The following is a 10,797-nucleotide window of genomic DNA, read 5'->3' as shown; positions in this document are numbered from 1 at the left end:
CCACCCGTGTTGGGGGTTTCGCAATTTTTTGGGGGGCGGGGTCCGTGCCGCCCTAACACCACAACGGCGACTGTGGGGGGGCCGGGGGGGGTACCCCCCCGGGCCACTCCTTCGTCGTCTCTTCGAATCGCGGAGGGTTGTTCCGCGCACACTCCGGGTAGACCGGGCTACGACCGAATTACCCGGCGCGCTTCGTGAGGTGAACAGCAGTGATCTTGGAAGCTCTCGGTGCGATCCTGCTCGGACTCGGCGCCTCGTGGGCCGCGCTCCAGCGACTGCCCCACCGGCTCCCGTCCCGCCGCCTCGTGCTCGCCGCGGGATCCCTCGGATCCCTGTTCGGCGCGGTGCTCACGCACGCGGCGCTCGGCCCCGGTCATGTGGTCGCGACGCTGATCGGCGCGGTGGCCGTCGGGGCGGTCCTGCTCTCGCTGCTGCTGCGCCCCGTGGGCCACGGTCTGCGCCGGCCGATGCCCTCCTGACTCCCGGCCGCGGGCAGACCGCCCCGGACGGGAAAACTCAGGCAGCCAGCCCCAGAGCCGCCATCCGCTTGGTGTGCGCCTCCGTGATCCGCGAGAACATCCGGCCGACCTCGGCCAGGTCGAAACCGTCCGCGACCCCGCCCACCAGCATCGTCGAGAGCGCGTCGCGGTCGGCCACCACACGCTGCGCCTGCGAGAGCGCCTCTCCCATCAGCCGCCGCGCCCAGAGCGCGAGCCGCCCGCCGACCCTAGGCTCTGCCTCGATCGCCGCCCGGACCTTCTCGACCGCGAAATTGCCGTGCCCTGTGTCATCGAGCACAGCGAGCACCAGACCGCGGGTGTCGGAGTCCAGCCGTGCGGCCACCTCGCGGTAGAAGTCACTGGCGATCGAGTCGCCCACATATGCCTTGACCAGGCCCTCCAGCCAGTCCGACGGCGCGGTCTGGCGGTGGAAGTCGTCCAGCGCGGCGGCGAAGGGGTCCATGGCGCCCGTGGGATCGGCGTCGATTTCGCCGAGACGGTCGCGCAGCCTCTCGAAATGGTGGAATTCGGCGGAGGCCATCTTCGCGAGTTCCGCCTTGTCGTCCAGCGTCGGCGCGAGTTTGGCGTCCTCGGCGAGCCGCTCGAAAGCCGCCAGTTCGCCGTAGGCGAGTGCTCCCAGCAGATCCACGACCGCGGCCCGGTACTTCGGATCGGCGGAGGCCGCCGCCCAGTCCTGGGCGGCGATCCCGGTGAGTTCCGAGGGCGCGGATCCGGGTGTGGACTTGGGTGCAGTGGCGTTGTCAGACGTCTCCATGGAGCGCACAATAGCCCGCTCCGCGCACCGCGTAAGGGCCTGGTCAGTGACTGCTCTCATACCGTTCCGACGAATTCGTCCAACACACATGCGCGATTCCGGGGTACAGTGGTAATGCGCCTGCCGAGTATTCGGTGGGCCATCGCAGTGTTTGACCGGGAGATCTGTCCCGGACAGGCCCCATGAGGATGCCCGGTCGGTGGCCCGATCGGCTCCGACCCCGACCGCCCTCCGCGCGGACCGTACGCACAGCTGCGTATGACCGCAGATGAGGGGCCCCCTCAGCGGCACGAGCGCTCGAGCGACGGCAGTGGTCCCGCGCCATCCGGCCAATCCACGGCCGGCCGAGTACCCAGGTGCGGTACGACCCCCAGCGTTCGCCTCGCGTCGCGTCTCACAGAAGAGGCAGCACCCTGACTACGACTTTCCGAGACCTCGGAATCCTCCCCGAGACAGCCGAAGCGCTTGAAGCCGTCGGCATCGTGTCTCCGTTCCCCATCCAAGAGATGACCCTCCCGGTCGCGCTGTCCGGCAAGGACGTGATCGGCCAGGCCAAGACCGGCACCGGCAAGACGCTCGGCTTCGGCCTGCCGCTCCTCGAGCGCGTCACGGTCCCCGCCGACGTCGAGGCGGGCCGGGCCGCCCCCGAGCTGCTGACCAACGCCCCGCAGGCCCTCGTGGTCGTCCCCACCCGCGAGCTGTGCCAGCAGGTCACCAACGACCTCCAGACCGCCGGCAAGGTGCGCAACGTGCGCGTGCTGGCGATCTACGGCGGCCGCGCCTACGAGCCGCAGGTCGAGGCCCTGAAGAAGGGCGTCGACGTCGTCGTCGGCACCCCCGGCCGGCTCCTCGACCTGGCGGGCCAGCGCAAGCTCGACCTGTCGCACGTGCGCGGACTCGTTCTCGACGAGGCCGACGAGATGCTCGACCTGGGCTTCCTGCCCGACGTCGAGCGGATCATCCAGCTGCTGCCGGCGAAGCGCCAGACGATGCTGTTCTCGGCCACCATGCCGGGCGCGGTCATCGGTCTCGCCCGTCGCTACATGTCGCAGCCGACGCACATCAGCGCCACGTCCCCGGACGACGCCGGCGCGACGGTCGCCAACACCACCCAGCGGGTCTACCGCGCCCACTCCATGGACAAGCCGGAGATGGTCGCGCGCATCCTCCAGGCCGAGGGCCGCGGGCTCGCGATGATCTTCTGCCGCACGAAGCGTACGGCCGCCGACATCGCCGACCAGCTCGCCCAGCGCGGCTTCGCCTCGGGCGCCGTCCACGGCGACCTGGGCCAGGGAGCGCGTGAGCAGGCGCTGCGCGCGTTCCGCAACGGCAAGGTGGACGTTCTGGTCTGCACCGACGTCGCCGCCCGCGGTATCGACGTCGAAGGCGTGACGCACGTCATCAACTACCAGTCGCCCGAGGAGGAGAAGACCTACCTCCACCGCATCGGCCGCACCGGCCGCGCGGGCGCGTCCGGTATCGCCGTGACGCTGGTCGACTGGGACGACATCCCGCGCTGGCAGCTGATCAACAAGGCTCTGGACCTGGGCTTCCCGAACCCGCCGGAGACGTACTCGACGTCGCCGCACCTCTTCGAGGAGCTCGACATCCCCGCGGGGACGAAGGGCATCCTGCCGCGTACGGACCGGACGCGTGCCGGTCTGTCGGCGGAGCAGGTCGAGGACCTGGGCGAGACGGGCGGTCGCGGCCGTAAGTCCGCCGGTCCGTCGTCGTCGGCGCGGACGTCCACCGCCGTGCAGGAGGAGCGCCCGGCGCGTACGCGTACGCCGCGGCAGCGCCGCCGTACGCGCGGCGGGACCGCGCTGGAGGCCGGCGAGACGCAGACGGTGACGGCGACCGCTCCGGCGGCGACCGCGGCGGTCGACACCGCCGAGGGCGCCGACGGTACGGAGCCGCGCATCCCGCGCCGTCGTCGGCGTACGCGCGTCAGCGTGCCCGCCGAGGCGGCCGACGCGGTCGCCACGACCGTGGCTCAGCCCGCGGCCGACGTGTTCGTCGAGCCGCTCGCCGAGCCGAAGGGCGACGCCGACGCCGAGGTGGCCACCAAGCCGCGCCGTCGTCGTGCGCGCGCCGCCAAGCCCGCGGTCGAGGCCGTGGACACCGTCGAGACCGTGGCTCCGTCCGTGGTCATCGACAGCGACACCGAGACGAAGACCGAGACCAAGCCCCGGCGCCGTACGCGCGCCAAGGCCCCGGTCGAGGCCGAGACGGCGAAGGCCGCCGCCGCGACGGACGCCGACGCGCCCGCCGCCGAGGCCAAGCCGCGCCGCCGTCGTACGCGCGCGGCGGTCGCCCAGCCCGAGAGCTGACACAGCGCACACGATGGCCCGGTCCCCGCAGGGGGTGCCGGGCCATCGGTGTGCGCGCCTCAGTAGGAGGGCGCTCTCGGCGCCCCGGCCGGGTGAGGCGGCGTCGGGCGCGGGGTCTTACTCTCGTCGCATGAGCCGGCCGCCCACGTTCACTCCCCCGCCCTGCGCCCGCGCGCTCCAGCTGTCGACCGGGCGCGGGCCCTTCGCCGTGCTCGACGCGCGCCCCGAGGGGACGCCGCGGGGCACCGCGCTCCTGCTGCCCGGATACACGGGCAGCAAGGAGGACTTCATCGCGATGCTGGAACCGCTCACCGCGGCCGGCTACCGCGTCCTCGCCGTGGACGGTCGCGGGCAGTACGAGTCCGAAGGGCCCGACTCCCAAGAGGCGTACGCCCAGAAGGAGTTGGCGGCGGATGTGCTGGCACAGGTGGCTGCGGTCGGCGCCCCGGTCCACCTCGTGGGTCACTCGCTGGGCGGGCAGATCGCCCGCGCCGCCGTCCTGACGGACCCGGAGCCGTTCCTGACGCTGACGCTGATCTCGTCGGGCCCCGCCCGCATCGCGCCCTCCCAGCAGGAGCGGGTACGGCTGCTGAGCGAGGCCCTGGAACTCACGCACATGGACATGGAGCAGGTCTGGGCGGGCATCCGGGCGATGGACCCGCCGGAGGAGACCGATGTCGACGGCGCGGATCTGCGCCGTCGCTGGCTCGGCCACAACCCGGCCCAACTGATCGCCACGGGGCGGCAGTTGACGGTGGAGCCGGACCGGGTGGCAGAGCTGGCGGCCGTACGGGATCTGCCCGTCCATGTGATGTCCGGCGAGCGGGACGACACCTGGCCGGTGCCGTTGCTCGACGACATGGCACGGAGGCTGGGCGCGCGCAGGACCGTGATCGAGGGCGCCGAACACTCGCCGAACACCGATCAGCCGCCGCGTACGGCCGCCGCGCTCAGCGCGTTCTGGGACGAGGCCGGCCGGCACCGGGGGTGAGCGACCGCGCGTGTGGCGTCAGACGCTCAGAACTGCGCCTCCAGGTGCTGCCAGAAGCCGTCGCGCAGTGCCCGCCGCAGCACGGCGTGCCCGCGCAGCGACCGCTGGAGCAGCTTCTCCGCCTCGATCAGCAGGTCCTGGTCCACCGGCCCCGGCAGATACGGATGGCCGGGCAGCAGCTCGGCCATCGCCACCCGCCCCCGCCCCACCAGCCAGGTGGCCGCGATCTGAGCGCCGATGAAGCGCACCTGTTCGCGCGAGGGCGGCGGATCGCCCTCGTTCTCGTACGTGGTGACCGGCCGCCGCGTCACGTACGGCCGCCAGAAGTCGAGGTCGAAGGTGCGCTGGCTGTCGACCTCCCACAGCAGCGGCTCGGCCTGGTTGCGCCCGTCGCCGGCCTCGATGCCCCAGAGGTGGACGCGCGCCCCGTACCCCTGCGCGGCCTCGACGGCGGACACCAGGTCCTCGTCACCGCCCACGAGCGCGGCGTCGCTGATGGCGCGGTGTCGGGCGAGCGATTCGAGATCCGTGCGGATCAGCGAGTCGACGCCCTTCTGCTGGTTGTTCGCGTTGAGATTGCCGAGGCGGACCTTGACGTCGGGCAGTTCGGCGATGGACTGCTGCTCGGGCGTGTGGATACGCCGCCGGGCGCCGTCGTACCAGTAGACGCGCAGCAGCCTGCTGTCCGCGAAGATCGTGCGTGCCTTGTCGATGAACGCCTCGATGAGCCCCTCGGCATCGAGATCGAAGGACCGGCGGTCCTCGGTTCCCGCCACCAGTAATCCCGCCGCAGCGTAGACGTAACCCGCGTCGACGAAAATGGCGTGGGTGGAAGGGGTCTTCGCGACCTCGGCCAGCATCCGCTGGAGCAGTTCGTTGGTGCGCTCCAAGCGGGCGCCGACCTCGGCGATGTCGGGGTTGATCTCTGCCTCGCTCATACAGGACCCATTGTTCCGTGGGCGCGGCTGTACCCGCCAGTAGTTAGCCGACTGAAAATTTTCCTTAGTGTAGGGAATGTTTGCAGAGGGCAAGGCGTTGTGGCCTTATGTAATCAACGACGGGCTCACCGTCACACATAGTTCTCCTACGGAGGATCAGACGAAGGGAGAAGCGATATGCGCTTCGAGATCATGCGACTGAACGATGCTGACGGCACCGCCGTGGACAGCACCGTTGTGGACGCCGCCTCCGTCAATCAGATCGTGCAGCAGGCCGCCTCAACAGGGCAGCGCCTCTATATCCGACCGGCCGTCACCACGGCTTCTTGAGTTCCGGATCCCTTTGGATCCACTGATCGGCACATGTCGAGACGCCCCCGTACGGACCATCCGTACGGGGGCGCTTTGGTGTGGCGCGCCTCGGTGTCATGTGCTTGGTGCCACGCGCCGTGGCGTGTTCACGCGCCCTGGACGACCTGGGTGACGCCGTTGATGATCTGCTGCACGGCGATGGCCGAGAGCATCATTCCGGCGAGCCGTGTCACCAGCACCACACCGCCGTCCTTGATCAGCCGGATGATCACCAGCGAGTAGCGCATCGTCAGCCAGAGCACGGCGTGCATCGCCACGATCGCCGCCCACACCGACACCTGCGCCGCCGCGCCTTCGGCGTGCTGGACGGCGAGGATCACGGAGACGATCGCGCCGGGGCCCGCCAGGAGCGGCATCCCGAGCGGTACCAGGGCGACGTTGACGTCCTTCGTCTGCTTGGGCTCGTCGGTCTTGCCGGTGAGCAGATCGAGCGCGATGAGCAGCAGGAGCAGCCCGCCCGCGATCATCAGCGCGGGGACGGACACATGCAGATAGTCGAGGATCTGCTGGCCGAGGATGCCGAAGACGGTGATGACACCGAAGGCGACGGCCACCGCCTGCCAGGCCATCCGGCGCTGGACCTTGGCGGGGCGCCCGGAGGTGAGGGCGAGGAAGATCGGCGTGATCCCGGGCGGGTCCATGATCACGAAGAGGGTCAGGAAGAGGGAGCCGAAAACGGCGGCGTCGAACACGGTGTGGCCTTGCGAGGAGTGGGTGGATGGAGCGCGGGGCCCGGGGAGACCGGGAGGCGGCGCGGAGCGCGTACGACGGCGTACGTGGTCCGCTGCCGGGCCGTGAGGAGACGGCCTACGAGGTACGGGGGTGCGTGATGCGGGGGGTTTGTGGGTGCGTGGTGCGGGGGTGCGACGTACGCCGCCGCTCAGGCCTGTCCGCCCGTGCCCGGCACCGGGAACGCGCCCGAGGCGCGCCGGGCGATCTCGCCGTAGATCTCCGGGTCGGTGGTGTAGTCCCCGAGCCGGACGGTCTTGCGGGTGCCGTGGTAGTCGCTGGAGCCGGTGGTGAGCAGGCCCAGCTCGGCGGCGAGTCCGCGCAGCCGTGCGCGCGTGGGCTCGTCGTGGTTCATGTGGTCGACCTCGACGCCGTCGAGCCCGGCCTCGGCCAGCCGCGCGATCGCCGCCTCCGTCACGACCGCGCCCCGGGTCACGGCCAGCGGATGCGCGATGACGGTGACGCCGCCGGCTGCCTTGACCAGCCGGACCGCGTCGAAGGGGTCCAGCTCGTGCCGGGGCACGTGCACCCGGCCGTGGTCGGCGAGCCAACGAGAGCTGAACGCCTCGTCGACCGAGCCCACGATGCCCAGCTCGACGAGCGCCGACGCGATGTGCGGGCGGCCGATCGAGCCGTCCCCGGCGATCCGGGCGACCTGCTCCCAGGTGATCGGCGCGCCGAGTTCCTGGAGCTTGGCCACCATCGCCCGCGCGCGGGGCACCCGGTCGTCGCGCACCAGCTCGCGCTCGCGCAGCAGTTGGGGCTCGTCGGCGTCGAAGAGGTACGCCAGCATGTGCAAGCTCACACCGTCGGTGCGGCAGGAGAGCTCGGCGCCGGTGACCAGGGTGAGGCCGCTGTCGAGATCGGCGAGGGTCTTGGCGGCCTCGGCGTGGCCCCGCGTGGTGTCGTGATCGGTGAGCGCGACGACGTCGAGGCCGGCGGCGGCGGCGTTACGTACCAGCTCGGCCGGGGTGTCCGTGCCGTCCGACGCCGTGGAGTGGGTGTGCAGGTCGATGCGCACGACGCGTACTCCAGGGGCTCGGGCAGACAGGGGACGCTCCAGGGTAACGGGCGATCCAGACCCTCCCGGCCGCCCGGCCCCGGCCCTCCCACCGGCCCGACCGGCCGCCCGTCAGCTCAGCAGGCGCTGCGAAAGGGCCCCGCACGGCAGCAGGTCCACCTCGGCGCCCGCGTCCCGCAGATCGGTCAGCACCAGCTCGTCGTACATCAGCAGCCCCGTCTGCTCCGGCCAGACGATCGCCCAGAGCCACAGCCCGAGCGCCTCGCCCGCGAAGACCGCGCGGTCCGGCGGGGCGTCGGGCACGTGCCAGAGCGGGGTGGGGCGGCCTGCGGCAAGCAGTTTGGCGTGCGGGGGTTTGCCGCCGCAGATGTGCGGCCCCGGGTCGGGTCCGTCGATCCCCGCGTAACGCGCCCCGAGTCCGACGCCGAGCTCCTCGGCGACCAGCAGCAGTTCCCCCGTGCCACCGAGCGGGCCGGGCCCGGAGCAGGCCACGGCGGTGGCCCGGCCGCCGCTGCGGTCGTCGCCGGCGTAGGCGACACCGCTGAAGAGCCAGCCGACGGGGAGGGGCCAGGGCATCCAGACGGGGACCCTGGCGCGGTTCACCACCACACCGAGGGCTTCGACACTCGGCGGTATCACCGGCTGCATGGGATGCACCGTGCCGTGTGTGTCGCACTGCCAGGAGTCGGCGAAGAGACCGGGCGCCCTGACCCGGCCACCGCACTTCGGGCAACCTGGTTCGCCCCTCATATCGCCCAACGGTCCTCCGCGCCCGCCGCCCCGTCAAGGACGATCACCCGTCCGGCACAGAACCCTGGCAAATACCAGCGGCCTGTACGAGACGGGGAGTCCTCTCGGCGGCGTACGAGGTTCAGCGAACGGCCGTGCTCCGGCGTACGCCCCACGGCCTGTCCTAGTCGAGCGCGACCGAGCCGCGCAGCGGATCCCGCAGATCCGTCCCGTGTGCCAGCCACCGCTCCTGGAGCGCCTGCGCGCCCTTGACCCGCTTCCACGCGGCCTCGTTGGGCGTCATCGGGAGCAGCGGCAGGAACCGTACGGGGTCGAGCGGCGCGTCCAGCTCCAGATCGGCCACCAGTCCGCCGGACTCCGCGACGAGCACGGAGCTGAACGGCGCGCCCGGCCACAGCGGTTCACCGACCTCCAGAGCCGCGCCCGGCGCCACGACCAGGCCCTCGACCTGCGGCGACGCGGCCAGTACGGCGAGGGGACGCAGCACCTGGTCGGTGTCGGCGAGCCCGGCGCGTACCGACAGGACCAGTTCGGCGCGCGGGCCCCGCTCCGGGTCCGCGACGACGACCGTGGGGTCGGCCATCGGCCGCGCGGACATCCCGAGCGTGGCGTACCGCACGACGGCGCCGCCGGAGCCCGGTGACTCCCCGGACTCGTCGCGTTCCCCCGCGTCGAGGAAGCGCAGCACCTCGACGCGGTCCGTACCCACGAACGTCATCGCGGCGCGCGCGTCGGGCTCGCCGAGCGCCGTTCGCAACCGGGCCTCGACCAGAGAGAGAACTTCTGCCATCCCGTGAGCATAGAACGCCGCCTTAACGGGCAGGAGACAAAATTGGCCCGGATCGACTGCTAGTCTGGGCCGCCGGTCGGGACAGCGCGCGTGAGCGTCGCTCTCCGGTCCCGACACACGTCATCCCCCACGGGGGACCGGCCGGAGGAGGTGGGGCTGCGGTGGATCGAAGTCACCCGGCCAGTACCAGCCGCTCTTCCTCGCGCTGTACCGCCTCTCTCTGAGGCCCTGCCCCGTACAGGCCCGCGGCTCGTCGCACGACGGAAGAGCACTGCACCAGCTCTGTATTGCCTGTCTGTAGCGAACGCCGTCACCGCGCCCTCGCGGTGCCGCCCGCTTTGCGGACGTATACGCGCCGCGTCGTGTCACGTCATGGCATGTCATCCCGATTCGATGGCGTGCCGGCCCGTACGCGCGTCACGTCCCCGTTCCGGGCTGTGCCACGCTCCGCCGACGGCCTCTCCGTGAGGAGCCCAGCCATGTCGATGATCCGTGACCTGCGTGCGGCGGTCCGTCCGTCCCTGCGCAAGAGCAACACCGCCTACAGCACGTACGACTCCACCCGCGACCCCTCGGTCTCCAGCGCCGTCGTCGACTGCGCCGTCTACCGCGACGGCCGCCGGGTGAAGGACGAGCCGTGCCTCACCCCGCACGAGGCGATGCTGGAGGTACGCAAGGGCGGTGGCTTCGCCTGGATCGGCCTCCACGAGCCGACGGAGGCCGAATTCGCCGGTATCGCGGCCGAGTTCGGGCTGCACCCACTCGCCGTCGAGGACGCCGTGCACGCCCACCAGCGGCCCAAGCTGGAGCGGTACGACGACACCCTCTTCGCCGTCTTCAAGACCATCCACTACGTCGAGCACGCCGAACTCACCGCGACCAGCGAGGTCGTGGAGACCGGCGAGGTCATGTGCTTCACCGGCCGGAACTTCGTCATCACCGTGCGGCACGGCGGCAAGGGGTCGCTGCGCGCGCTGCGGCACCGGCTGGAGGACGACAGCGAACTGCTCGCCAAAGGGCCGTCGTCCGTCCTGCACGCCATCGCCGACCATGTCGTCGACGGCTACATCGCGGTGGCCGCCGCCGTGCAGGACGACATCGACGAGGTCGAGATCGATGTGTTCTCGGCGCCCGCGAAGGGCAGCCCGCGCGGTTCGGACGCGGGGCGGATCTACCAGCTCAAGCGTGAGGTGCTGGAGTTCAAGCGGGCCGTGGCGCCGCTGCTGCGCCCGATGCAGCTGCTGAGCGAGCGTCCGATGCGGTTGGTCGAACCCGACGTGCAGAAGTACTTCCGGGACGTCGCGGACCATCTGGCCAGGGTGCACGAGGAGGTCGTCGGCTTCGACGAGCTGCTGAACTCGATCCTCCAGGCCAATCTGGCGCAGGCGACGGTCGCGCAGAACGAGGACATGCGCAAGATCACGTCCTGGGCGGCGATCATCGCCGTACCGACGGCCGTCTGCGGTGTCTACGGCATGAACTTCGAGCACATGCCGGAACTCGGGTGGAAGTACGGCTACCCGATGGTGCTGGGCGGCATCGCGGTCGTCTGTCTCACGATCCACCGGATGCTGAAGCGCAACGGGTGGCTGTAGGGCCGC

The 10,797-nt window shown here is 71.1% G+C and carries 11 protein-coding genes; 5 read left to right on the top strand and 6 right to left on the bottom strand.

What is annotated here, in order from left to right; all coding sequences use genetic code 11:
• Nucleotides 1-209: 209 nt before the first annotated feature.
• Nucleotides 210-479 carry a hypothetical protein gene (locus ACFWHU_RS10715; protein WP_385799762.1) on the top strand — a complete coding sequence of 90 codons (270 nt, stop codon included), beginning with the start codon at nucleotides 210-212 and terminating at the stop codon, nucleotides 477-479.
• Between the two features lie 37 nt (nucleotides 480-516).
• Here ACFWHU_RS10715 and ACFWHU_RS10710 read toward each other — a convergent pair whose 3' ends face one another.
• Nucleotides 517-1,275, bottom strand: a complete 759-nt coding sequence (locus ACFWHU_RS10710; RefSeq protein ID WP_387224633.1) for a ferritin-like fold-containing protein — start codon at nucleotides 1,273-1,275, stop codon at nucleotides 517-519.
• Nucleotides 1,276-1,781: 506 nt separating this feature from the next.
• On the opposite strand from ACFWHU_RS10710, the gene ACFWHU_RS10705 reads away from it, so the two are divergent.
• Together ACFWHU_RS10705 and ACFWHU_RS10700 are read left to right on the top strand one after the other, a co-directional pair.
• A complete protein-coding gene (locus tag ACFWHU_RS10705) occupies nucleotides 1,782-3,605 on the top strand; it encodes a DEAD/DEAH box helicase (RefSeq protein WP_387224632.1) in 1,824 nt (607 codons plus the stop codon).
• A gap of 130 nt (nucleotides 3,606-3,735) precedes the next feature.
• Nucleotides 3,736-4,596, top strand: a complete 861-nt coding sequence (locus tag ACFWHU_RS10700; RefSeq protein ID WP_387224631.1) for an alpha/beta fold hydrolase — start codon at nucleotides 3,736-3,738, stop codon at nucleotides 4,594-4,596.
• 26 nt (nucleotides 4,597-4,622) lie between these two features.
• Here ACFWHU_RS10700 and ACFWHU_RS10695 read toward each other — a convergent pair whose 3' ends face one another.
• Nucleotides 4,623-5,534, bottom strand: coding sequence for an NYN domain-containing protein (locus ACFWHU_RS10695; RefSeq protein WP_385799755.1), 912 nt, complete (start codon nucleotides 5,532-5,534; stop codon nucleotides 4,623-4,625).
• 177 nt (nucleotides 5,535-5,711) lie between these two features.
• Between ACFWHU_RS10695 and ACFWHU_RS10690 the strand changes: the two genes are divergently transcribed.
• A complete protein-coding gene (locus ACFWHU_RS10690) occupies nucleotides 5,712-5,864 on the top strand; it encodes a hypothetical protein (RefSeq protein ID WP_187280063.1) in 153 nt (50 codons plus the stop codon).
• A 128-nt stretch (nucleotides 5,865-5,992) separates the two neighbouring features.
• On the opposite strand, the gene ACFWHU_RS10685 is transcribed toward ACFWHU_RS10690, so the two are convergent.
• The 4 genes from ACFWHU_RS10685 to ACFWHU_RS10670 form a co-directional block, all read right to left on the bottom strand.
• Nucleotides 5,993-6,598: a MarC family protein gene (locus tag ACFWHU_RS10685; RefSeq protein WP_385799753.1), complete on the bottom strand. Its 606-nt coding sequence runs from the start codon at nucleotides 6,596-6,598 to the stop codon at nucleotides 5,993-5,995.
• 188 nt (nucleotides 6,599-6,786) lie between these two features.
• A complete protein-coding gene (locus ACFWHU_RS10680) occupies nucleotides 6,787-7,656 on the bottom strand; it encodes a PHP domain-containing protein (RefSeq protein WP_387224630.1) in 870 nt (289 codons plus the stop codon).
• 111 nt (nucleotides 7,657-7,767) lie between these two features.
• Nucleotides 7,768-8,406, bottom strand: a complete 639-nt coding sequence (locus ACFWHU_RS10675; RefSeq protein ID WP_385799749.1) for a DUF6758 family protein — start codon at nucleotides 8,404-8,406, stop codon at nucleotides 7,768-7,770.
• 163 nt (nucleotides 8,407-8,569) lie between these two features.
• On the bottom strand, nucleotides 8,570-9,196 hold the full coding sequence (locus tag ACFWHU_RS10670) for a suppressor of fused domain protein (protein WP_385799747.1): 627 nt from the start codon (nucleotides 9,194-9,196) through the stop codon (nucleotides 8,570-8,572).
• A 479-nt stretch (nucleotides 9,197-9,675) separates the two neighbouring features.
• On the opposite strand from ACFWHU_RS10670, the gene ACFWHU_RS10665 reads away from it, so the two are divergent.
• Entirely contained in the window at nucleotides 9,676-10,791 is a 1,116-nt protein-coding gene (locus tag ACFWHU_RS10665) for a magnesium and cobalt transport protein CorA (protein WP_387224629.1), read from the top strand.
• The last annotated feature ends 6 nt before the right edge of the window (nucleotides 10,792-10,797 follow it).

Source organism: Streptomyces sp. NPDC060366, assembly GCF_042725135.1.
In the GTDB taxonomy this organism is placed as follows: Bacteria; Actinomycetota; Actinomycetes; order Streptomycetales; family Streptomycetaceae; genus Streptomyces.
Note: the sequence above shows the minus strand (reverse complement) of the source record. Positions and strands in the feature narration are given on the sequence as shown.